Annotated in this window: 22 protein-coding genes, 2 pseudogenes and 1 riboswitch; of the genes and pseudogenes, 12 read left to right on the forward strand and 12 right to left on the reverse strand. The window is 59.8% G+C overall.

All coding sequences use genetic code 11. The features are described from left to right. Positions 1–66: 66 nt before the first annotated feature. On the reverse strand, positions 67–1488 hold the full coding sequence (locus tag AB5Y92_RS14825; RefSeq protein WP_368227044.1) for a TolC family protein: 1422 nt from the start codon (positions 1486–1488) through the stop codon (positions 67–69). Positions 1489–1780: 292 nt separating this feature from the next. On the opposite strand from AB5Y92_RS14825, the gene dusB reads away from it, so the two are divergent. The 3 genes from dusB (at position 1781) to AB5Y92_RS14840 (ending at position 4063) form a co-directional block, all read left to right on the forward strand. Then, positions 1781–2746: a tRNA dihydrouridine synthase DusB gene (gene dusB / locus AB5Y92_RS14830; RefSeq protein ID WP_203119965.1), complete on the forward strand. Its 966-nt coding sequence runs from the start codon at positions 1781–1783 to the stop codon at positions 2744–2746. A 26-nt stretch (positions 2747–2772) separates the two neighbouring features. After that, positions 2773–3069, forward strand: a complete 297-nt coding sequence (gene fis / locus AB5Y92_RS14835) for a DNA-binding transcriptional regulator Fis (protein WP_005309538.1) — start codon at positions 2773–2775, stop codon at positions 3067–3069. Between the two features lie 112 nt (positions 3070–3181). Beyond that, positions 3182–4063 carry a DMT family transporter gene (locus AB5Y92_RS14840; RefSeq protein ID WP_368227045.1) on the forward strand — a complete coding sequence of 294 codons (882 nt, stop codon included), beginning with the start codon at positions 3182–3184 and terminating at the stop codon, positions 4061–4063. 146 nt (positions 4064–4209) lie between these two features. Here the strand turns inward: AB5Y92_RS14840 and AB5Y92_RS14845 are convergent, their stop codons facing one another. From AB5Y92_RS14845 to AB5Y92_RS14885, 9 genes and pseudogenes are all read right to left on the reverse strand, one after another. Continuing rightward, a complete protein-coding gene (locus AB5Y92_RS14845) occupies positions 4210–4755 on the reverse strand; it encodes a M949_RS01915 family surface polysaccharide biosynthesis protein (protein WP_040064997.1) in 546 nt (181 codons plus the stop codon). A 130-nt stretch (positions 4756–4885) separates the two neighbouring features. Continuing rightward, positions 4886–5020 carry a winged helix-turn-helix domain-containing protein gene (locus AB5Y92_RS14850; RefSeq protein ID WP_228023767.1) on the reverse strand — a complete coding sequence of 45 codons (135 nt, stop codon included), beginning with the start codon at positions 5018–5020 and terminating at the stop codon, positions 4886–4888. Between the two features lie 118 nt (positions 5021–5138). Beyond that, a pseudogene (locus tag AB5Y92_RS14855) lies at positions 5139–5771 on the reverse strand (LysE family translocator). A gap of 104 nt (positions 5772–5875) precedes the next feature. Continuing rightward, entirely contained in the window at positions 5876–6370 is a 495-nt protein-coding gene (ilvN, locus tag AB5Y92_RS14860) for an acetolactate synthase small subunit (RefSeq protein WP_005311605.1), read from the reverse strand. Beyond that, a complete protein-coding gene (locus tag AB5Y92_RS14865) occupies positions 6370–8088 on the reverse strand; it encodes an acetolactate synthase 3 large subunit (RefSeq protein WP_368227046.1) in 1719 nt (572 codons plus the stop codon). The genes ilvN and AB5Y92_RS14865 overlap by 1 nt, the downstream gene beginning before the upstream one ends. A 390-nt stretch (positions 8089–8478) precedes the next feature. Further along, complete coding sequence (locus AB5Y92_RS14870) at positions 8479–8631, reverse strand: hypothetical protein (protein ID WP_005341188.1); 153 nt, start codon at positions 8629–8631, stop codon at positions 8479–8481. Between the two features lie 37 nt (positions 8632–8668). Then, a complete protein-coding gene (locus AB5Y92_RS14875; protein ID WP_368227047.1) occupies positions 8669–9778 on the reverse strand; it encodes an MJ1255/VC2487 family glycosyltransferase in 1110 nt (369 codons plus the stop codon). After that, positions 9775–10278 (reverse strand): phosphatase PAP2 family protein, encoded by a 504-nt coding sequence (locus AB5Y92_RS14880; RefSeq protein ID WP_005339149.1) that lies wholly within the window; start codon positions 10276–10278, stop codon positions 9775–9777. Before AB5Y92_RS14880 ends, AB5Y92_RS14875 begins: the two co-directional genes overlap by 4 nt. Before the next feature lie 127 nt (positions 10279–10405). Next, positions 10406–11026: a TetR/AcrR family transcriptional regulator gene (locus AB5Y92_RS14885; RefSeq protein ID WP_005349170.1), complete on the reverse strand. Its 621-nt coding sequence runs from the start codon at positions 11024–11026 to the stop codon at positions 10406–10408. Positions 11027–11434: 408 nt separating this feature from the next. On the opposite strand from AB5Y92_RS14885, the gene leuA reads away from it, so the two are divergent. The 5 genes from leuA to AB5Y92_RS14910 all read left to right on the forward strand — a co-directional run bounded on the left by leuA (position 11435) and on the right by AB5Y92_RS14910 (position 17365). Further along, complete coding sequence (gene leuA / locus AB5Y92_RS14890; RefSeq protein WP_123173743.1) at positions 11435–12997, forward strand: 2-isopropylmalate synthase; 1563 nt, start codon at positions 11435–11437, stop codon at positions 12995–12997. 192 nt (positions 12998–13189) lie between these two features. Further along, on the forward strand, positions 13190–14275 hold the full coding sequence (gene leuB / locus AB5Y92_RS14895; RefSeq protein ID WP_368227048.1) for a 3-isopropylmalate dehydrogenase: 1086 nt from the start codon (positions 13190–13192) through the stop codon (positions 14273–14275). A gap of 33 nt (positions 14276–14308) precedes the next feature. Further along, complete coding sequence (leuC, locus tag AB5Y92_RS14900; protein WP_201988169.1) at positions 14309–15706, forward strand: 3-isopropylmalate dehydratase large subunit; 1398 nt, start codon at positions 14309–14311, stop codon at positions 15704–15706. Positions 15707–15718: 12 nt separating this feature from the next. Next, positions 15719–16318, forward strand: coding sequence for a 3-isopropylmalate dehydratase small subunit (gene leuD, locus AB5Y92_RS14905; RefSeq protein WP_041210376.1), 600 nt, complete (start codon positions 15719–15721; stop codon positions 16316–16318). Between the two features lie 117 nt (positions 16319–16435). Then, the gene (locus AB5Y92_RS14910) at positions 16436–17365 is read left to right on the forward strand and encodes a hypothetical protein (protein WP_069555887.1); all 930 of its coding nucleotides are present in this window, start codon (positions 16436–16438) and stop codon (positions 17363–17365) included. Between the two features lie 30 nt (positions 17366–17395). Here the strand turns inward: AB5Y92_RS14910 and AB5Y92_RS14915 are convergent, their stop codons facing one another. After that, positions 17396–17686: a PilZ domain-containing protein gene (locus AB5Y92_RS14915; RefSeq protein ID WP_005339160.1), complete on the reverse strand. Its 291-nt coding sequence runs from the start codon at positions 17684–17686 to the stop codon at positions 17396–17398. A gap of 89 nt (positions 17687–17775) precedes the next feature. Further along, positions 17776–17866: riboswitch (TPP riboswitch) on the forward strand. A gap of 60 nt (positions 17867–17926) precedes the next feature. On the opposite strand from AB5Y92_RS14915, the gene thiB reads away from it, so the two are divergent. The 3 genes from thiB to thiQ are packed head-to-tail and all read left to right on the forward strand — an operon-like array spanning position 17927 to position 21217. Further along, positions 17927–18907, forward strand: coding sequence for a thiamine ABC transporter substrate binding subunit (gene thiB, locus AB5Y92_RS14920; RefSeq protein WP_042080522.1), 981 nt, complete (start codon positions 17927–17929; stop codon positions 18905–18907). Next, positions 18904–20523 (forward strand): thiamine/thiamine pyrophosphate ABC transporter permease, encoded by a 1620-nt coding sequence (thiP, locus tag AB5Y92_RS14925; RefSeq protein WP_368227049.1) that lies wholly within the window; start codon positions 18904–18906, stop codon positions 20521–20523. The genes thiB and thiP overlap by 4 nt, the downstream gene beginning before the upstream one ends. Then, positions 20510–21217: a thiamine ABC transporter ATP-binding protein gene (gene thiQ, locus AB5Y92_RS14930; protein WP_201988172.1), complete on the forward strand. Its 708-nt coding sequence runs from the start codon at positions 20510–20512 to the stop codon at positions 21215–21217. The genes thiP and thiQ overlap by 14 nt, the downstream gene beginning before the upstream one ends. Positions 21218–21284: 67 nt before the next feature. Here the strand turns inward: thiQ and AB5Y92_RS14935 are convergent, their stop codons facing one another. After that, positions 21285–22655, reverse strand: coding sequence for a PhoH family protein (locus AB5Y92_RS14935; RefSeq protein WP_005358170.1), 1371 nt, complete (start codon positions 22653–22655; stop codon positions 21285–21287). A 44-nt stretch (positions 22656–22699) separates the two neighbouring features. Between AB5Y92_RS14935 and AB5Y92_RS14940 the strand changes: the two are divergent. Further along, positions 22700–23010: pseudogene (locus AB5Y92_RS14940) on the forward strand (hypothetical protein); the annotation flags it as partial.

Genomic DNA, 23010 nt, shown 5'->3' on the forward strand with positions numbered 1-23010 from the left:
CCTCGACAAACGGGCGACCCTTGGCGGTCGAAACAGAGATAGAAAAAGGCACGGACTGAAGTGCGATCATGAGTTCACCTCGATCACCTGACCGTGCTGATATTGATTGAAACTGTTCATCTGGCCGGAGAGCGCCAGCAGGCGAGCCAGCGACACCACATATTGATAAGCCGCCGCCGCGCGCTGGGTCTTGACCCCCGCCAGCTGGTTCTGGGCATCCACCACATCGAGTGACGTAGAGAGCCCCTGCCCGAAGGCCTTGTCCCGCAGCAGCACGTTCTCCTCGGCCAGCGCCTGAGTGGAAGAGAGGGATTGATACTCCTCCAGCCCCTGCGCCGCTTCACGCCAGGTCTTTTCCACCAGCAGCTGCAGATCCTCGCGGGTCTTGGCCTGCAGCAGATTGACCTGCAGCTCGGCACTCTTGGCAGCCTGCACCGTCTCGGAGCGGCCATCGCGGCTCACCAGCGGCATGCTGACGCCCACCCCCACCAGCCAGTCTGGCGCGGTCTTGGAAGCTATCGAATCATCTTCATAGAGGTTGTAGTTACCGAACAGGAACACCTCGGGGGCATATTTGCCCTGCTCGACCCGGATCATCCCCTTGGCCTGCTCTTTCTTGGCGCTAAGCAATTTAAGGCCGGGGTGAACTTCCAGGGTCTGTTGCACCAGCCCATCGAGACGCGGCAGCTCCTCATTGACGAACAGGCCGCTGCCCGGCTGGGCATTTGGCAACTTCAGCATGCGGCCGAGGGCCAGCTCGGCGATCTCGAGGCTGCGGCGCGCCTTCTGGGTATCGATGCGGGCCCGATCATAGGCCGACTGGGCGGAGAGGCGCTCCACCTTGGCAATCTGCCCCTGCGCTTCGAGCTTCCTGGCGTGATCCAGATGGCGGGCCAGCCCGTCCTCAATATCCTGCTTGGTCTGTACCACCTGACCTGCCAGCACCACACCGAAATAGGCCTGGGAGAGGCTCTCGAAAGTGGACTGCTCCTTGAGCACCAGCAGCTGTTGCGCCTCGCTCACCTGCGCCTGGCGGATATCCTGCGCCGCATCGATGCGACCGCCGGTAAAGAGCGGCCAGAGCATCTTGACCGAGCTGGTCACGACATTCTGTTTGGTCAGCGGAGTAACAAAGTCGTCATGTGAGAGTTGGGGAAGAGGTACCGGAAATTGGCCCAGTATGCCCTGCAGCGCCTTGATCATCTCCGGATGGTTGGCGATGGGGTTGAGATCCATCATGTCGAGTTCAATCGGCTGATCGAGGTGGGTATAGCTGGCCCCCAGATCCACCTTGGGCAGATACATGTCCTTGGCAGCCTCGCGCAGCTGCTTGGCACGATCGACCCCGGCCTGCTCGGCAGCCAGCCCTTCATCCTGCTGGATGACCCGGGTCCAGGCTTCACCGAAACTGATGGTTTGCGCCTGCGCCGACCCCAGCACGGCCCCCATCAGACACGGCCAGAGTGATTTAATGAACCTTGACGTCATAGATCCCCAATCCGCTTTTGCTGCATAAATGTTTGGAGCATTTGCTCGACTTAAGCCCGCTATCATAACGCAAAGCGGGCCTGCAAGTGGACTGACAATTATGCAGGCGTCCGACCCGAATGGTACAGCGCTCACTCTCCGGCAATCTGGCCGTTTTTCAATAACTCCAGAATTTGCAAGCCTTGGCGCGACGTTTTTTTCAGAAAAAAATGGCTGACGCTCAAATACTAACCTTTTCTCCTGCCTAAAAAATGCGTAATATACGCCGCCCTAAGCCGATGGTAACCGTGGAATGCAGATAGGTCCCCACACGCTTGAAACTCCCTTGATTGTGGCTCCCATGGCCGGTGTAACTGACCGACCATTCCGTGAACTTTGTTTGCGATTGGGGGCTGGCATGGCCGTTTCCGAGATGCTGCTGGCCAACCCGGATGTCTGGGATACCCAGAAAACCCGGATGAGGATGGATCACTCTGCAGAAGGCGGATTGCGATCGGTCCAGATTGCCGGAGCCGACCCCGAGATGATGGCGTTTGCTGCCCGCTACAACGTGGAGCAGGGCGCACAGATCGTCGACATCAACATGGGATGTCCGGCAAAAAAAGTGAATAAGAAGTTGGCAGGTTCTGCCCTGCTGCGTGCCCCCGATCAGGTCAAAGCAATTTGCCAGGCCGTGGTGGATGCAGTGGAGGTGCCTGTCACCTTGAAGATCCGCACAGGATGGGATCCGGATAACCGCAATGGCGTGGAGATCGCCCGAATCGCCGAAGATTGCGGTATCGCGGCCCTTGCCGTGCATGGTCGTACCCGTGCCTGCCTCTACCGGGGCGAAGCGGAGTACGACACGATCAGGGCGATTAAGCAGGCCGTATCGATTCCTGTTGTCGCCAATGGTGACATCAACAGCCCGGAGAAAGCCCGGTATGTCCTCGACTATACCGGTGTCGACGCCGTGATGATCGGCCGAGCTGCGCAAGGACGACCCTGGATTTTCCGGGAAATCCGTCATTTTCTTGAGACGGGCACCAAGCTGCCGCCTCCCGAGAGGGAAGAGGTTCGCACCCTGATGAACGAGCATGTAACCAACCTGCACCGGTTTTATGGTGCATATCTGGGAGCGCGCATAGCCCGTAAACACGTGGGCTGGTATCTGGATGAAGAAGAGACGGGCCGAGAATTCCGTAAGCACTTCAATGCCCTGGATTGCGCAGACGCGCAACTTGAGGCACTCGAAGCGTATTTCGATGGATTAGGTTAACAAGATAACTAAAGAGCCGACCGAATATGTTCGAACAAACCCTGACTTCTGATGCATTGGTAACAACTACTCACAATCACGCTGCCGAGCCGACCCAGCGCCCCCTGCGTGACTCTGTGCAACAGGCCTTGCGTAACTACCTGGCCCAGTTGAACGGTCAGGAAGTGATTGATCTGTACGATATGGTTCTCTCCGAAGTCGAAGCGCCGATGCTGGACGTGATCATGCAGTACACCCGTGGTAACCAGACTCGCGCTGCCGTGATGATGGGTATCAACCGTGGCACCCTGCGCAAGAAGCTCAAGCGTTACGGCATGAACTGATTGCTGGCCGCGAGCCGCGACGGCGGTTCAAGGCTGATGCGAAAGGCGCCAGGTAGCAATACCTGGCGCCTTTCCTTTATGCTCTCCCCTCCATTTCACCATGACGACCCCAATGAACCGCACTCCCCTGCTGCTGATGGTACTGGTCACCCTGCTGGCCGCTGCTGGCTGGCTCTTCTCGAAAGAGGCGATCCGCGAACTGCCCCCTGCCGCCTTTATCGGCAGCCGCTTTCTGCTGGCGGCGCTGCTGTTGCTCCCCTTGGCTTGGTTGCGCGAGCCACCGCCAACCCGCGCCCAACTGGTGCGCGCCGCCGGCTGCGGCACATTGCTCGGCGCCAGCCTGCTGCTGTGGGTCACCGCCATCAGCCAGAGCGATGCGCTGGGCAGCGGCGCCTTTATCATGAGCGTCGCGACCCTGATGGCCCCGCTGGCCGCCTGGGGAGCCTTTCGAGCCAAGCCCGGCCGCCACTACTGTCTCACCCTGCCCATCGCCATCGCGGGTTTGCTGCTGCTCTCCAGCAGTACCCACTGGGGCGTGTCGCTTTCGCTGTTCTGGTTTCTGGCGGCGGCCACCACTCTCGGCATCCAGCTCGCCGTCCATCGCCACTTTGCCCAATCCATTGCCCCCACCTGGCTCACGTGCATCCAGCTGGCGATGACCGGCCTGCTCGGCACCCTGCTCTCCCTGCTGACCGAACAGTGGCCCGAGGCTGGAGTCAGCCACGGCATCTGGGGCTGGTTTGCGGCGAGCGTCTTGATCGCCACCACATTGCGCTACTGGCTGCTCACTCACGCATTGAGCAAGATGACCACTGCCCACGCCGCCCTGATGATGCTGCTGGAACCGGTCTGGACCCTGATCCTGAGCACCCTCTTCTATAGCGAACCCCTCGGCGGCGCCAAACTGGCCGGAGCCGGACTGGTGCTCGGCGCCCTGGTGCTCAACCAACTGCCCCTGCTGTTGCGCAGTCGCATGCTGAAACCGGCACGCTAGATGCCCACGGCAAACACCTCAGCGCGGATGTAACAACCAACGAAAAGGGGCCTGCAGTTGCAAGCCCCTTTTGTTGCATTGCCACGACACGGCGGATCACTCCAGCAAGGCAAAAAGCCAATGACCCTAGTGCGTCACGTTCATCGTCAATCAATCATCACGGTGGCGATATCAGGCCATTTTTTCATCATGTAACGATAGAGCTGGGGATGATTTTTAAGATGCGCCCCTGCAACTGGCGTTGCTTTTTCCTCCGGGTAGAGGGGTTTGCCATCAGCGACAAAATGTTCAACACCACGCAAGGCAAACTTTTTGCCATTTCTGTAAGCAAAATATTTCACATCACCGGGATCGAGCCCACCGCGACAGGCCATTGAATAAGAGAGCAGCAAATAATAATCCCCCTTGCCGGTGAGCTCGACGACCTCAAATCCGGCGGGGTTGATATTGATGAACATATCGAGGTTGCAGTTGGTGACGCTGTCATACAGGACCCATTCCTGCTCACCATTCAGGGTGCCCAATCCGGTAATAGCCAGAGAGCGACTATCTTCCTCCGTTGCCGGAATCTCATCTACCGACAGAATAACCTCATGCTTGCCCTTGTTATCAAGCCACAGCGCCTTGTATAGCTGTTGACTGCTATAAGCCGGTGCGGCACCAAGCAACCCGACAAGCACTATCCATTTCATAGCCACTTACCTTCTGTATTTATTATTGTTTCCTGTCTTGGAAAGCCCAAAAGGCACATCATCGACAAGCATCCAAATCTCCATTTCGGAGCTTATTGATGATGACGATCAACATTGGCGCACTTCATAGTCAGTCCGGATTTAGTTGACCACTACATTCCCGCTTTGGTTGCTCGATTAGTCCGAATTTGAGCAGATAGGTCCTGGCCCAGCCAACTCGGTTGCGCAACGTGGTTTGGCTGCCACTGGGCAGGGTTTCTTTCATCAGGCAACCAGATCGAGATAAAACAGGGGCTTATCTTGCCACAGCGACCTGCTTGGGGCCATGTTATCGGCTCGACCCTGTGCGCCAGCTTCCTTCTTGAACGTCCCTTGGCAGCCAGTTAGCGGCTTGAAAAAGCGAGCTTGATCCCGAGTCCGACAAACAGGGTGCCAATGCCCCGGTTGAGCCAGCGGCCGAGACGCTGTGACAACCGAACCCGGTGGCTGGCATAGACGGTGGTAAAGACCAGCAGGTGACACCAGATGATACCGCCCAGATTGAAGATGCAACCGAGCAGGATAAAGGCGAGGGCCTTGTCGGGGGCATCCGGTGCGATGAACTGGGGCACGAAGGCGAGGAAAAAGAGCGCGACTTTGGGATTGAGCACATTGGTCAGCACTCCCTGCCGGTAAATCTGGCCATAGGAAAGGACGGGCAGGGTGACCTCTCTCTCCATTGCACCCGTCGTTTGCTGGCGCAGCAGAGAGAACCCCAGATAGATGAGGTAAATGGCACCAGCCAGCTTGATAAGGGCAAACAACTCGGCCGACGCGCTGAGCAGAGCCGACAGACCGAGGGCCGCCGCCAGCACATGCACCATGACACCGGTGCCGATGCCAAGGGCCGCGACCGAACCGGCACGTCACCCTTGCGAGCCGCTGCGCAGCATGACCAGCAGGGAGTCCGGTCCCGGCATGATGTTGAGCAGCAGCCCCGAGACCATAAACAGTACAAGATCATGAATACCGAACATCATCCCTCCCCTCGTAAAGCAAAACCAAACAAAAAGGGCTCCGCAGAGCCCTCTTTACTTTCACTCTGCGGCAGCTGACGCGTCATCAGCTGCCCCGCCAGCCATCAGGGCCGCAGCGCCTTGTCTGCCCGCGAGATGCCGCAGACGCCGGAGCGCACCACTTCGATGATCTCGTTGGTCTGGGCCGCAGTCTTGATAAAGGCATCCAGCTTCTCGCTGGTACCCACCAGCTGTACCGTGTACTGCTCCGGGGTGACGTCGACGATCTGGCCACGGAAGATATCCGCCAGCCGTTTCAGCTCGTCACGGGCTCCACCGGCGGCGCGCGCCTTGACCAGCGCGATCTCCCGCTCGATATGCTCCCCTTCACTCAGGTCGCACACCTTGAGCACATCCACCAGCTTGTGCAGCTGCTTCTGGATCTGCTCCAGCACCCGCTCGTCACCCATGGTGACTATGGTCATGCGTGACAGGGTGGGATCCTCGGTCGGTGCCACCGTCAGGGTCTCGATGTTGTAGCCGCGCTGGGAGAAGAGGCCCACCACCCGGCTCAGGGCGCCGGATTCGTTCTCCAGCAGAACGGAAATTATATGTCTCATCAGGTTCTCTCCGTCTTGCTCAGCCACATCTCATCCATGGCACCAAACTTGATCTGCATCGGATAGACGTGCTCATCCGGGTCGACCGAGATATCCATGAACACCAGCCGATCCTTCATGGCGAAGGCTTTCTCCATGGCGCTCTCCAGCTCGGCCGGATCGCTCACCGCGATACCGACGTGGCCGTAGGCTTCCGCCAGTTTGACGAAGTCCGGCAGGGACTCCATGTAGGAGTGGCTGTGACGGCCGCCGTAGAACATCTTCTGCCACTGCTTGACCATGCCCAGCGCACGGTTGTTGATGGAGATGATCTTGATGGGCACCCCGTACTGCATGCAGGTCGAGAGCTCCTGAATGTTCATCTGCACCGAGCCGTCGCCGGTGACGCAGCAGACCACCGCATCCGGGTTGGCAAACTGGGCCCCCATGGCGGCCGGAATACCGAAGCCCATGGTGCCGAGGCCACCGGAGTTGATCCACTGGCGCGGTTTGGCAAACGGGTAGTAGAGGGCAGCAAACATCTGGTGCTGGCCGACGTCAGAGGCGACGAACGCCTCACCCTGAGTCACCTTGTAGAGGGTCTCGATCACCTGCTGCGGCTTGATCTGGCTGGCCGACTTTTCGTAGGCAAGGCAGTGACGGGAGCGCCACTGGTTGATCTGGCTCCACCAGTCCGCCAGCGCCTCCTTGTCGTTATCGAAGCCACACTCGCGGATCACCTCCAGCATCTGCTCCAGCACAGTCTCCACCGAGCCGACGATGGGCACATGGGCCTGCACCGTCTTGGAGATGGAGGTGGGGTCGATATCGATATGGACCACGGTGGCATTGGGGCAGAACTTGGCCACGTTGTTGGTGACGCGGTCATCGAAGCGGGCACCCACGGCGAAGATAAGATCCGAGTTGTGCATGGTCTTGTTAGCTTCGAAGGTACCGTGCATCCCCAGCATTCCGATGGATTGCGGATGGGTGCCCGGGAAGGCGCCCAACCCCATCAGGGTAGTGGTGACCGGCAGGTTCAGCAGCTCCGCAAGCTTGGTCACCAGATGGTCCGCATTGGCGTTGATGGCGCCGCCGCCCACGTACATCACCGGGCGCTGGGCATCCACCAGCAGCTTGGCTGCCCGCTTGATCTGCCCTTTATGGCCAGACTTGGTCGGGTTGTAGGAGCGCAGGGAGACCGTCTCGGGATACTGGTAAGGGAATTTCTCTTTCGGGTTCTGCACATCTTTGGGCAGATCCACCACCACCGGCCCCGGGCGGCCGCTGGCAGCAATGTAGTAGGCCTTCTTGATGGCCTCGGGAATATCGCTTGCCTTCTTGCACAGGAAGCTGTGCTTTACCACCGGGCGGGAGATACCGATCATGTCGGTCTCCTGGAACGCATCCTCACCGATCATGCTGGTCGGCACCTGGCCGGAGAGGATCACCAGCGGAATGGAATCCATATAGGCGGTGGCAATACCGGTAATGCAGTTGGTCGCTCCCGGGCCCGACGTTACCAGCACAGTCCCCACCTTGCCGGTGGAACGGGCGTAACCGTCAGCCATGTGAACCGCGGCTTGCTCGTGCCGCACCAAGACATGCTCCATCTTGCCGTTTTCGAAGAGAGCGTCATAGATGTCGAGCACTGAGCCACCAGGGTAGCCGAAGACGTGCTCAACTCCCTGATCTTCCAGCGCTCTAACCACCATCTGGGCGCCTGATAACATCTCCATGATAAAGCCCTCCAGGCTTTGCTCCGTTTAGCGAATCCCGCCGACGATGCCGTGCTTCCCGGCACGGCCCGATCCGTTTCTTGTTGTTATCTGAATGCAGATCGGCCCAATTCAGCCCCGTCGACAGTAGAAAAAAAGGATTTTTCCGTCATTCACCCGAAAATAGGGTGAAAAACCAACTTAACCCGCTTCATAACGCTTGTCCACGGCTTTATCTGACCAGAACAGTCATACATTTCAACCGGCTATTAACATTCAATGACTTGCCGCAGCGACCATGAGACAAAAGGGAAGGAAGTCGGGGAATGGCCAGCGGATCATTCCGCAGAGGGGAAAAACAGCCACAAAAAAGCCCACCGCTCAGCGGTGGGCTTGATGCCGAATGATGACTCAGTTGTCCTGATCCGGCTCCGCCAGCCAGATCTGCTGATCCGGATCGGTCTCTTCACTGACCGAAATGCTGACACCCATATCGAGCAACTCGTGCAGGGTGAGATTGTCAGCCAGGTTCATGACTTCGCCGTTTTCATTGGTAAAGCGCATTTGCTCCGTCCTCTCCTTGGTGGGATCGCCTTTCAGTCTAGTCAACAACGCTCACTTGCGATAACCAGCAACTGGATAAACAGTCGCCCCCATCCAGCTCGCTCAGGCGATCACTCACCTCCTCCGGAAACAGAGTGCGAGCCCAGAGCCGCCGCGACAGAGAGGCCACGCTCTCGTCAGGGCCCGCCGCCAGCCAGCGGGCCAGCTCCCCTGCTACATCGGGGTAACAGACAGCCCCGGGCGAGGCGCTGTCGAGCCAGGTGCGCACCAGATTGGCATCGAGCACATCCATCAGGGTCGCCAGCCCCATCATCTCGAGGGTCTTGCCATTGGTCAGCTGCTCAAACTGGCCGCCGAGGGGCTTGACCAGCAGCTTCTTGCCGAGGGTGAGCGCCTCGGAAGCCAGCTCGAAACCCGCGTTGGATATAACGCCGCGACAACCGGCCAGCACGGCGATAAACCCGTACCGCGATGGCGGTTCGAAGCGCAGGTTGCGCCATTGGCTGGGGGTACGAATGGCGGGATGAAAGCAGACGAAGCGCTGCTGACCAAAGCGCGACAACAGGGCGGCGATCGCCTCGGTCTGCTCGAACGGCAGATAGACCAGGATCTCGCCGTTATCCGGCGCAGCGGCGATGGGATCGATCACCGGCGGCAGCAAAGGGTGACCGAAGTGAAACCAGTGCAGCCCGAGCGGCTGATCCACAGGAGCAAAGTGGCGCATCAGCTGGCGGCTGACCCCATCCTCCCCCCAGCGCGGGATGGGCCAGTTGAAGCTGGCCTGATGGCTGACGGTGAGGCTCGGCTTGCCATAGCGGCGGGCGGCATGGGCGGTCAGCGGCTCAAAATCGCTCACCACCAGATCGTATTCGCTGCAATCGAGAGCCCGCAGATCCCGCCAGAAGGTGAGCGGCGAGGCGGCTTGCAGGGTGCGCCACGGAGAAACTCGCCCCTCGTGGCTGACAAAAGTGAGGCCGGGAAAGGCGCGGTAGGAGCCAAACTCCTCCATGTCGAAGTAGCGGTCAGCGGGGCGGCCGCTAAAGAGATAATCCACCTCGACCCCTGCCGTGCGCAGCGCCCGCGCCAGGGTGCGACTGCGACTGATATGGCCGTTGCCGGTGCCTTGCACCCCAAACAGTATCCTCATGAGTGGCTCCAGCCGAGCGCCAGCACGGCGCAACCGCCACCCAGCAGGGCACCGGCTACCAGATCACTCAGGTAGTGCACCCCGAGCAGCAACCGGGATGCTCCCACCAGCGCCGCCCAGCCAAACAGCAGGGGCGCCCAGAGCGGAAAGCCGGTGGCCAGTATGGTGGCCATCAGAAAAGCGGCGGCGGTGTGGCCGGAGGGGAGGCTGTAACGATCGGAGGGGGTGATAAAGACCGGCAAGCCGACCGGCCGTTGCCGTTTCAGGCTGTTTTTCAGCAGCAGATAGAGGGGCAGTTCGATGGCGAAGGCAAGCAGCGCCAGTCGCACCAGTTCCCGCTCTGCTTCCCCCTGCCACCAGAGCAGGGCGGCCAGCACGGCGTAAAGCGGGCCATCTCCGGTGCGGGAAATGAGACGACTCACCCTCGCCTGCTGCCGGTTGTAGCCGTGAAGCAGGCAGACCCGGCACACCTGCAGGTCCCATTGCTGGATCTTGTTCATATCCCCTCCTTCCCTGAATTCTGCTTGCAGAGTAAGAAAGCGGGATGACGTTACGTTGAACAAGGGATAACAGATTTATGAAAAAAGGGCCGAATGGCCCTTTATTAATCTCGATGTTGCGGCAAAATCAGTGGCTGCCGCGCAGACCGGTCTCCATCAGACGGCAGTTGTGGTCCGCCAGACGAGCCATGAAGTGCTCATCCACTTTCAGGCCAAACACCTGCTCGTAGAGATCTTTCATCACGAACGGCTGCCACATCATGCTGAGGAAGGAGATCTTCAGCATGTCGGGATCCAGGTTGTCACCCAGCTCACCATTGGACTTCATGGTTTCCAGCAGGGCATCGAACTGCGGCAGCTGGCGTTCCAGCAGGCGGTTCAGCACAAAATCCCGGCCCGGGCTCTTCTCGGTCGACAATGCGCTGGAGATGGCAGAGGTCAGCTCGCTGTTGGGCGCCATCACCTGATAGTAGGTGTTGAGCAGCTCGTTGAGGCTGTGATTGCTGTGTTCATCTTGCCAGGCATGGTCGAGGGGCTCGGCGACATCGCCCAGCACCGCTTTGTAAAGACCCTCTTTACTGCCGAAGTAGTAGTGGATCATTGCCAGATTGGAGCCAGCAAGCTCCGCGATTTCGCGTGTAGTTACCTTGCTATAGGGAGTATTGAGAAAACGCTCACGGGCGGCAGCAAGCAACTTGTCACGAATGTCAGAACGTCCGACCGGACGACCAGGTCTACGTTTTTCCATTTAACACCTCAGATAATTCAGCCAATGCTGATAAGTCGATCTGGTTGTGCAGAGAATAGAGCACAGCAGGAATGACCAGATAATCGGTCATGGGCCGAATATGGGACAAGGAAATTTGCAATCCTTTACAATCCGATTAAATACGTCAGCAGATTGCCCCTGACCTTCCGTGTTGACACAGCATAAAAATCTCGATATTGGTAAAAGCGTTATCGACTGGAAGGAATAACAACGTCATGCGTATCGCCACCCCGCTACTACTAATCTCCCTAATCGCGTTAACTCGCGCGGGATCCTTGTAGCCGGGCTAAGGCATAGCCGGAATTTACAAAAACCCGTGCACCCTGCACGGGTTTTTTTATGCCGCCGCAGGATGCACGTTACCGAACTTAGGAAGAGGGAAGTCACATGTCAGATCGGGTCATCATATTCGACACCACCTTGCGTGATGGTGAGCAGGCCCTGGCGGCCAGTTTGACAGTCAAGGAGAAGCTGCAGATCGCCCAGGCACTGGAGCGACTCGGTGTCGACGTCATGGAGGTGGGCTTCCCAGTCTCCTCTCCCGGCGATTTTCAATCGGTGCAGACCATCGCCCGCCACATCAAAAACAGCCGGGTCTGCGCCCTCGCCCGCGCCTTGCCCAAGGATATCGACGCCGCCGGCGAAGCCTTGCGGGTCGCCGAGGCGTTTCGCATCCATACCTTTATCTCCACCTCCTCCATCCATGTGGAGAGCAAGCTGAAAAAGAGCTTCGAGGATGTGCTGGAGATGGGGATCGGCGCCATCAAGCACGCCCTGCGCTACACCGATGATGTGGAGTTCTCCTGCGAGGATGCGGGCCGCACGCCGATCGATAATCTCTGCCGCATGGTGGAGGCCGCCATCAAGGCGGGGGCCCGTACCATCAATATCCCCGATACCGTGGGCTACACGGTACCGACCGAGTTCTCCGGCATCATCCACACCCTGTTCAACCGGGTCCCCAATATCGACAAGGCGATCATCTCGGTCCACTGCCACGATGATCTGGGGCTCTCGGTGGCCAACTCCATCGGCGCGGTGCAGATGGGGGCCCGCCAGATCGAGTGCACCATCAACGGCATCGGCGAACGGGCGGGCAACTGCTCGCTGGAAGAGGTGGCGATGATCCTCAAAACCCGCGCCGACCTGCTCGGGGTGCAAACCAATATCCGCCACAACGAAATTCATCGCACCAGCACGCTGGTCAGCCAGCTCTGCAACATGCCGGTGCAACCTAACAAGGCGATCGTCGGTGCCAATGCTTTCTCCCACAGCTCCGGCATCCATCAGGATGGGGTGCTCAAGGCGAAAAATACCTACGAAATCATCACTCCCGAGAGCATTGGCCTGACCCAGAACAACCTCAACATGACCTCCCGCTCCGGCCGCCACGTCATCAAGCACCGGATGGAGTCCATGGGGTACGCCGAGAGCAGCTACGACCTCGACCACCTCTACGGCAAATTCCTGACCCTGGCCGACAAGAAGGGTCAGGTGTTCGACTACGACCTCGAAGCGCTGGCCTTCTTCAGCCAGATCCACGAAGAGCCGGAGCACTTCAAACTGGAGTACCTCGGGGTGCAGAGCGGCAGCTCGGTACTGGCCACCGCCTCGGTCAAATTGAAGGTAGGACAGGATCTGATCTGCGAAGCGGCTACCGGCAACGGCCCGGTGGATGCGGTCTACCAGTGCATCAACCGCATCACCGGCTATGAGATCCGCATCGACAAATACGCCCTCAAGAGCAAGGGCGAAGGGGAAGATGCCCTCGGTCAGGTCGATATCGTCGCCGAGTACAAAGGGCGCAAATTCCACGGCATGGGACTGGCCACCGACATCATCGAATCCTCGGCCCACGCCCTGCTCCATGTGATCAACAGCATCTGGCGCGCCGATCAGGTGGCCGAGCAGATGGAGCGCAATAACAGCATCAAATCAGAAACCGTCTGAACAGGGCTCGGAACCAAACAGATGGAATGGAATGACAGCATCAAATCGGAAACCGTCTGAGCAGGACTCGCAGCCACACAGACGGCATGGAATGACAACATCGGGACGGGGAACGTCTGAACCGGGAACCGCGCGCAGCGTCGGGAAAAACGGGCAGAGGGATCTCAAAGACAATATCAGAATGGAGAGTGTATGAGCAGTTATCGGATTGCAGTATTGCCGGGTGACGGCATTGGCCCGGAAGTGATGGCCGAAGCCGTCAAGGTGCTGGAGAAGGTGCAGGCCAGGTTCGGCCTCGCCTTCGAGTATGATCACCATGACGTGGGCGGTATCGCCATCGACAACCACGGTACCCCGCTGCCGCAAAGCACGATCAAAGGTTGTGAAGCGGCCGATGCCGTGCTGTTTGGCTCGGTGGGCGGCCCGAAATGGGAACATCTGCCCCCCAACGATCAACCGGAACGCGGCGCCCTGCTGCCCCTGCGCGCCCACTTCAAGCTGTTCTGCAACCTGCGTCCGGCCCGTATTTACACCGGCCTCGAGCAATTCTCGCCGCTGCGGGCCGACATCTCCGATCGCGGTTTTGACATCGCCTGCGTGCGCGAGCTGACCGGCGGCATCTACTTCGGTCAGCCCAAGGGGCGTGAAGGGGAGGGCCCCACCGAGAAAGCATTCGACACCGAGGTGTACCACCGCTTCGAGATCGAGCGCATCGCCAAGATAGCGTTCGAGTCGGCCCGGGTTCGCAAGGCCAAGGTCACCTCCATCGACAAGGCCAACGTGCTCGCCTCCTCCATTCTGTGGCGCGAGGTGGTGACACAAGTCGCCAAGTCCTATCCGGACGTAACCCTCAACCATATGTACATCGATAACGCCACCATGCAGCTCATCAAGGATCCGTCCCAGTTCGACGTGCTGCTCTGCTCCAACCTGTTTGGCGACATTCTCTCCGACGAGTGTGCCATGATCACTGGCTCCATGGGGCTGCTCCCCTCCGCCAGCCTCAACGAATCGGGTTTCGGCCTGTTCGAACCGGCCGGTGGCTCGGCCCCGGATATCGCCGGCAAAGGGATTTCCAACCCCATCGCCCAGATCCTCTCCGCCGCCCTGATGCTGCGCTACAGCCTGGGCCAGGAAGCCGCAGCTCAAGCCATCGAGCAGGCCGTGGCCCAGACCCTGGCCGAGGGTTACTTCACCGCCGACCTGCATCAGGCCAGCGCCCGCCATCCGGTGCAGAGCACGTCCGAGATGGGTAGCCAGATCGCCGCCCGGATCTGAGCCGCATAACAGAGAACAAGGAAGAGAGAAGCAATGGCCAAGACCCTCTATCAGAAAGTATTCGACGCCCACGTGGTGCGGGAAGTGGAAGGGGAAACCCCCCTCATCTACATCGACCGCCACCTGGTGCATGAAGTGACCAGCCCGCAGGCATTCGACGGCCTGCGCGCCATGAGCCGCCAGCTGCGTCGCCCGGATCTGACCTGGGCCACCATGGATCACAATGTCTCCACCACCACCAAGGACATCGCCGCCTCCGGCGAGATGGCCCGCATCCAGATGGAGACGCTGGCCGCCAACTGCAAGGAGTTCGGTGTTCGTCTCTACGATCTCAACCACAAATATCAGGGGATCGTCCATGTGATGGGCCCCGAGCTCGGCATTACCCTGCCCGGTACCACCATCGTCTGCGGCGACTCCCACACCGCCACCCATGGTGCCTTCGGCTCGCTGGCGTTCGGCATCGGCACTTCCGAAGTGGAGCATGTGATGGCCACCCAGACCCTGAAACAGGGCCGCGCCAAGACCATGCGCATTTCGGTCAACGGCAAGCTGGCCGAGGGTATCAGTGCCAAGGACGTGGTGTTGGCCATCATAGGTAAGGTCGGCCACGCCGGTGGTACCGGTTATGTGGTGGAGTTCGCCGGCGAAGCCATCGAAGGGCTCACCATGGAAGGACGGATGACGGTGTGCAACATGGCCATCGAGCTCGGCGCCAAGGCGGGCATGATAGCCCCCGACCAGACCACCATCGACTACATTCGCGGCAAGGAGTTCGCCCCCAAAGGCGAGGCGCTGGAGCAGGCCATCGCCTACTGGCAGAGCCTCAAGAGCGATGAAGGTGCCCGTTTCGATGCCGAAGTGGTGCTGGACGCCGCTGATATCGCCCCGCAGGTCACCTGGGGGACCAATCCGGGTCAGGTGATTGCCGTTAATGAACCCATTCCGGCGCCGGAATCCTTCAGCGATCTGATGGAGCAGCAGTCCGCCCGCAAGGCGCTCGCCTACATGGACTTGCAACCGGGTCAGAAGCTCTCCGACGTCGCCATCGACAAGGTGTTTATCGGGTCGTGCACCAACAGCCGCATCGAGGATCTGCGTGCTGCCGCCGCCATCGCCCGCGGTCGCAAGGTAGCCGCTGGCGTGCAGGCGCTGGTGGTGCCGGGCTCCGAGCAGGTGAAGGCGCAGGCCGAAGCCGAGGGTCTGGACAAGATCTTCATCGAGGCCGGTTTTGAGTGGCGCCTGCCCGGCTGCTCCATGTGTCTGGCGATGAACAACGACCGGCTGCAACCGGGGGAGCGCTGCGCCTCCACCAGCAACCGCAACTTCGAAGGACGTCAGGGCCGTGCCGGCCGCACCCATCTGGTGAGTCCGGCCATGGCCGCCGCCGCCGCCGTCACCGGCCGCTTCGCCGACATTCGTGCACTGTAAGAGGACATTTCGATGACAGGATTCAAACAGCATAAAGGGATCGTCGTCCCCCTCGACAGCGCCAACGTCGACACCGACGCCATCATTCCCAAACAGTTTTTGCAAAAAGTAAACCGCATCGGTTTTGGCAAGCACCTGTTCCACGACTGGCGCTTCCTCGACGATGCCGGCCAGCAGCCCAACCCCGAGTTTGTACTGAACCAGCCGCAATTCGCCGGTGCCAGCATTCTGCTGGCCCGCGAGAACTTCGGCTGCGGCTCGAGCCGCGAGCACGCTCCCTGGGCGCTGGCCGACTACGGCTTCAAGACCATCATTGCCCCGAGCTTTGCCGACATTTTCTACGGCAACGCCATCAACAATGGCATGGTGCCGGTACGCCTGAAGGAGGAAGAGGTCGACGCCCTGTTCCAGCTGGTGGCCGCCAAACCGGGCATCCAGATTGAAGTGGATCTGGAGGCCAATCAGGTGCGCGCCGGTGAGCTCAGTTTCGGTTTCGAGATCGACGAGTTCCGCCGTTACTGCCTGCTCAACGGGCTGGATGCCATCGGTCTGACCCTGCAGCACGAGGCCGCCATCAGCGCCTTCGAGGCGAAGCAGCCAAGCTGGATTTAACGCGCCAGTTGCAAAAAAACGAGTAGAATCAACAGGGAGCTTCGGCTCCCTGTTTTACTGTCCGCTACGCTTCCCAATTTGGGCCACCGGAACTGGCCCGTGCCACAGGAAAGGATGATGAAGAGACCGACGGCAATTCCTCTGCTCTGTGCCCTGCTGCTTGCCCTGCCTGCGGGGGCCAGCCAAACCAGCTTCAACAACAGCCTCGGCCAGATCAGCGTCGGCTGGCAGGATAGCGAAGGCAAACCCCAACAGCTCACCTACCGGCTCGAACAGGGCAAGTTGCCGCCCCTTATCGCCTATCGTCCGGCGAGAATGCAGGAGGAGGTGTTGCAGGTGTTGCTGCGGGAGGTGCGCCAGAACTACCCCGAGGTGCAGTTCACCCTCGCTCGTCCCTCGCTGGAGCTGCATCTGAAAAGCCGCAATCAGGACAAGGCGCGCGAGGCGATGGCCTTTCTGCAATCCAAGCGGAGCAAAGAGGAGCTGGCGTGGCTGACCAAACACTACTTCCAGTACTTCAACACCCCGGACGGGCAGCTGGCGGTGAAGCAGGATCATGTGCGCATCGCGCTGGAGAGTCGCAGCGGGCTGGCTCCACTGGCGGATCAACTCAAGCAGCAAGGCAGTACCGAAACGGAAGCGCGCCAGAAGACCGTGGCCCATATGCTCACCTTTATCCAGAGCATCCCCTATCAGCAGCTCGACAGCCTGAATGGAAGACAGGGCAAGGGCTTTCTCCCGCCCCGTCAGGTGCTGGAGCAGAACCGGGGGGACTGCGACAGCAAGGTAACCCTGATGGCCGCCATGCTGGCTCAGCTCTTTCCCGAGCTGAAACAGGCCATGGTGTTCGTCCCCGGCCATGCCCTGCTGGCCGTTGACCTGCCCGCCAAGCCGGGGGATGTGACCCTCAACTGGCAGGGGCAAAACTACCTGCTGCTCGAACCTACCGGTCCCGCTACCTTGCCTGCAGGCCAAATAGCATCGACCAGCAAAACGCTGGTCGATAGCAAGCAGTTGAGTGTGCAGCCGGTTCAGGAAAAAGGCTAATCCCCTCCCTCTGCCGATGGGGAGAGAGGATTAACCCTGAGGCAGAAACTCTACCGCCAGCAGCAACCCGCTCTCCTCCTCCAGCACCCGGATAATACGGGCATGGGCTTCAAAGGGGGGCAACAGGTTGTTGTTGGTGGCAAGACTGATCCGGATGGGCTGATTGATGTCGAGCTGGTGTTCAGAGACCGCAATCCCCATGCCGTTGGCACTGAGATCCCGGCAGATCCCCTCCAGCACCAGCTGCTGCTGATAGACGGTGACCGGAGCATTGATGACCATGCGCGCAAAGGCACGCCTTTCCTTGGTATTGGTAAGCACGCGAACATCCTCTGTTGGGTGGGCGTCATCTCATGGGTATTGCACAATTGTGCTGGTCTACCCAAAAGAACGTTAATACAATGCGGTTCGTTTCTCAAACGGGGTGCGGTTTACCGCTGAGATTATACCCGTGTACCTGATCCAGATAATGCTGGCGGAGGAATTTGAGGCATGGCGCTCATTTTTTGCGCCCTCACCCGCTGGCACCTCGTTATTAACAAGTAATAGGGAGTGCCACCCATGAAGACCCTGCTGCTGGTCACCACCGGCCTGCTGTCGGCCAATGTGTTCGCCGCCGACACCCTCACCGTCTATACCTACAGCTCTTTCACTGCCGAGTGGGGTCCGGGGCCCAAGATCAAACAGGCCTTCGAAAAAGAGTGCGGCTGCACCCTCAATCTGGTTCCCCTCGAAGATGGGGTCGCCATCCTCAACCGGCTGCGGCTGGAGGGCAACCACAGCAAAGCCGATCTGGTGCTGGGGCTCGATGATGCTCTCATCAGCGAAGCCAAGCAGAGCGGCCTGTTCGCCCCCCATCCTGCCAAGCTGGATGGCATCAAGGTGCCGGGTGGCTGGCAGGATGACACCTTCGTCCCCTACGACTACGGCTACTTCGCCTTCGTCTATGACAAAGACAAACTCAAGCAGCCGCCCAAGAGCCTGAAAGAGCTGGTGGAGCGTCCCGACCTCAAGGTGATCTATCAGGATCCCCGCACCTCAACCCCGGGGCAGGGGCTGATGCTGTGGATGAAGTCTGTCTACGGCGACAAGGCGCCTGCCGCCTGGGCCGAGCTTGCCAAAAAGACGGTCACCGTCACCAAGGGGTGGTCAGAGGCTTATGGCATGTTCCTCGATGGCGAAGCGGACATGGTGCTCTCCTACACCACATCTCCGGCCTATCACCTGATTGCCGAGAACAAGCCCCAGTATCAGGCTGCCGCCTTCGAAGAGGGTCACTACCGTCAGGTAGAAGTGGCCGCCAAGCTGAAGAGCGCCAAACAGGAGAAGCTGGCTGACCAGTTCCTGCAATTTATGGTGAGCCCCGCCTTCCAGAACGAGATCCCGACCGGCAACTGGATGTATCCGGTGATCGACACGCCGCTGCCCAAGGGCTTCGAGCAGATGATCACCGTAGCCAAGCCGCTCGCCTTCAGCAGCGATGAGGTGGCCGCCAATCGCAAAGGGTGGATCCGCGAGTGGCTGCAAGCCGTCACCCAGTGAGCCGTTATCTGAAACCACAGGCTCGTCCCCTCTGGTGGCTGCCGGGCAGTGCAGCCACCCTGTTGATCCTGCTGTTATCCCTCGGGCCGCTCGCGGCCCTGCTGTTGCAGGCCGGTTCGCTGGCCCCCCGCACCCTGATCGCAGATCCTTATCTGCGCCATGTGCTGGGCTTCAGTCTGGGGCAGGCGTTGCTCTCCACCGTGCTCAGTCTCGGGCTGGCCATTCCGGTGGCCCGCGCGCTGGCGCGGCGGCGCTTCGTTGGCCGCACCCTGCTGATTAAACTATTTGGTCTCTCGCTGGTGCTGCCGGTCATCATCGCCATCTTCGGTATCGTGGCTGTCCACGGCAAACAGGGATGGCTGCCGCAGCTGCTGCGCACCTTGGGGCTGGCTCCCGGCAATTATCTCTACGGCCTGTTCGGTATCCTGCTGGCCCATGTCTTCTTCAATATGCCGCTGGCGGCACGCCTGATGCTGCAGAGCATAGAGAGCATCCCCGAATCGAGCTGGCGCCTCGCCAGCCAGCTCGGCATGCGCTCATCCCATATCTTCCGGCTGCTGGAGTGGCCGCTGATCCGCGGTATATTGCCGGGGCTGGCCAGCCTCATTTTTATGCTCTGCTTCACCAGCTTCACTACCGTGCTGGCGCTGGGCGGCGGCCCCAAGTCCACCACCCTGGAGGTGGCCGTCTATCAGGCGCTGCGCTTTGACTTCGATCTCGCCACCGCGGGCGGATTGGCGCTGGTGCAGCTCATCCTGACCGCCGCCCTGCTCGCCCTGCAGCACAAGCTGCAGAGTACCCCGGCCAGTCGGGTGACTCCCCGTCGTCCCTGCCAGCGGCCGGACCGTCATCAGCTGGGCACGGCCGTGGTGGATCTGCTCTCGCTCGGTATCGGCCTCGCCATCTTTCTGCCACCGCTGCTTGCCATCGTCGTCGCCGGCCTCCACCCCGGCCTGCTGACGGCGCTCACTTCCGCCAAGCTGTGGCAGGCGAGCGGCCAGTCGCTGTTGATTGCACTGGCGGCAGGCACCCTGGCTACCCTGCTCGGTGGCGCACTGCTGCTCACCAGCCGTCATCTGCGAGTACGGGCTCGCAAGCGACGGGCTGCTGCCCTGTGGGAGGCCAGCGGCTCGATGATCCTGATGATCCCGGCCGTGGTGCTCTCTACCGGTCTCTTCATCCTGTTTATGCCCTTTGCCGACGTGTTCGCCCTCGGCCCCTGGCTGGTGGTGCTGGTCAACGCCCTGATGGCGCTGCCCTATGTGATGCGCACCCTCTCCGCCCCCATGCAACTGGTGGTGCGCCAATACGATCGGCTGGCGGACAGTCTGGGGGTTCGCGGCCTGCATCGCCTGCGACTGGTGGAGTGGCCGCTGCTGCGCCGCCCGCTGGCACTGGCGATGGCGCTGTCGATGATCCTCTCGCTGGGGGATCTTGGCGCCATCGCCATGTTTGGCAGTCAGGAGCTCACCACTCTGCCCTGGCTGCTCTACCAGCAGCTCGGCAGTTATCGGCTGACCGAGGCAGCCGCCACCGCCCTGCTGCTGCTGACACTCTGTTTCTCCCTGTTCTGGCTGGTGGAACGGGGGCTTGGAGGAAAACATGCTGAACATTGATACGCTGGTGACCAGCTACCCCGACTGGCGCGTCAGCTTCAGCGCGAAGCTGCCCAAAGGGGAGATCACCGCGCTGATTGGCCCAAGCGGCGCGGGCAAGTCGACCCTGCTCGGGATGATCGCCGGCTTCGTGCCGGTGGAATCAGGCCGTCTCAGCTTCGATGGCGAAGATCTGCTGCCGTTGGGCCCCGCCGAGCGACCAGTCACCACCCTGTTTCAGGATCACAACCTGTTCCTCCACCTTTCGGTGTTCGACAACATCGCCATCGGCTTGCACCCGGGTCTGCGCCTGAGTGCAGCCCAACGGGCACAGGTGATCGATGCAGCCGCACGGGTTGGTCTTGGCGAGATGTTAAACCGCCAGCCTGAACAGCTCTCCGGCGGCCAGCAGCAGCGAGTCGGGCTGGCTCGCGCGCTGGTGCGCGGCAAACCGCTGCTGCTGCTGGATGAGCCCTTCTCTGCCCTCGATCCCGCCCTGCGCCGGGAGATGCTGGCGGAAGTGGCGAGGCTAGCCTGCGAACAGGGCATTACCGTACTGATGGTCTCCCACAATCCGGAAGATGCCCAGCTGATTGCCGATCAGGTGCTGTTTGTGGACGAGGGGCGGATCGCCCTGCAGGGAAAGCCGGATATTCTGCAAAACAGCGATCATCCCGGGCTACTACGCTATCTGGGTCGTACGCAGGGCTCATGACCGGCGACGGGCTCAAAAAAGGGGAAGCCGGATGGCTTCCCCTTTCACATGCAGAGCTCCCGTTAAATCAGAGATTTTCCTCGGCGAACGAAGCCAGTCGGCTGCGCACCACGCCGTTGAGGAAGATGTTGGCACTGCCGTCAAAATCCTTGAAGCGCTCGACGATGTAGGTGAGACCCGAGGTCACCGGGCTCAGGTAGTTGGAGTCGATCTGGGCCAGGTTACCGGAGCAGACGATCTTGGTGCCCTCGCCGCAGCGGGTGATGATGGTCTTGATCTGGGACGCGGTCAGGTTCTGGCACTCATCCAGCAACACGAAGGTGTTCTGGATGCTGCGCCCGCGCATGAAGTTGACCGATTTGAACTGGATATTGGCCTTCTCCATGATGTAGCTGAGCGAGCCGCTCATGTTCTCGTCCTGCTTATGCAGCACCTCCAGGGTGTCGGTCACCGCCGCCAACCAGGGCATCATCTTCTCCTCTTCGGTGCCGGGCAGAAAGCCGATGCTTTCAGCAATTTCCGGGGTATTCCGGGTGACGATCACCTTCTCGTAAATGCCCTTCTCAATCACCAGCTCCAGCGCAGCAGCCATTGCCAGCAAGGTCTTGCCGCAACCGGCCGGGCCGGTCAGGATCACCAGATCGATGTGCGGATCGAGCAGTGCATCCAGCGCCATCCCCTGATAGACGTTCTTGGGATGGACACCCCACGCCTTGCGGGACATCAGTCGCTCGCGACCCAGATCCTTGATGCGGATTTTGTTGCCGTCGTGACTGAGCACCCGGGCTGCGAAGAAATTCTCTTCATCCACCAGATACTGGTTTACGTGAACCCCCTCCAGCAGGTTGGCATCGATCACATGGATGGTGTCGCGGCCGTGGGTCTCGCTCTCACACTCGCCAACCCGCTCCCAGAAGCTGCCGGGCACCACCTGAAAACCCTTGGCCAGCAGGCGGATATCATCGATCAACTGGTCACTACGGTAATCTTCAACGTGAGCAAGCCCGGCCCCTTTGGCTTTGAGGCGCATGTTGATGTCTTTGGTGACCAGCACCACCTGACGCTTCAACTCGTGCTTTTGCAGATAGAGGGCCGCGTTGATGATGCGGTTGTCGGCCTCCTTGTCGGTAAACACCTCGGCATCCTGCGGCAGATGGTGATCGCTGAAGATGCAGATATTGCCGCTCGCTTCGCCAGCCAGCGGCACGCCCTGGGTGATCTGATCCGGGGTTGCATCGCGGAAGACATCTTCCAGCGCACGAATGGCCACCCGCGCGTCGCGGCTGACATCCTTGTTGCGATCCTTGATGTTATCGAGCTCTTCCAGCACCGTCATGGGGATGAGCACGTCGTGCTCTTTGAAGGAGTAGATAGCGAGGGGTTCGTGAAGCAGAACGTTGGTATCCAGGATAAACAGCTTTCGGTCCGTATTGTCCATAAGCATCCTCCTTGGCACTGAAGGGCCACGCGTGTGAATCTCAGATGTCATTGAAACCACACGGCCGTGACAGTTTTATTACCCTCAACGCTACGCCCGATTTTACTATCGCGCAACAAATCACTTGGCCGCCTGATGTGATTGCGCATAAAAACAGCAATAAAAAGACCGGCACTGTGGCCGGTCTTTTTTCTATCGTTCAACTACTTGGGCATGTCTGTCAGCCACACTTGGAGTCGCCACAGTTGAGGCTGGTCATGCAACCCGAAGCGCAGCAACAGCATGACTACAGCCAGCAAGCCGAAATTCGGCGCCTCAAGGCTGAACTGCGTCGCGTCACCGATGAGCGAGATAT

This window comes from Aeromonas sp. R1-1, assembly GCF_040908495.1.
In the GTDB taxonomy this organism is placed as follows: Bacteria; Pseudomonadota; Gammaproteobacteria; order Enterobacterales; family Aeromonadaceae; genus Aeromonas; species Aeromonas veronii.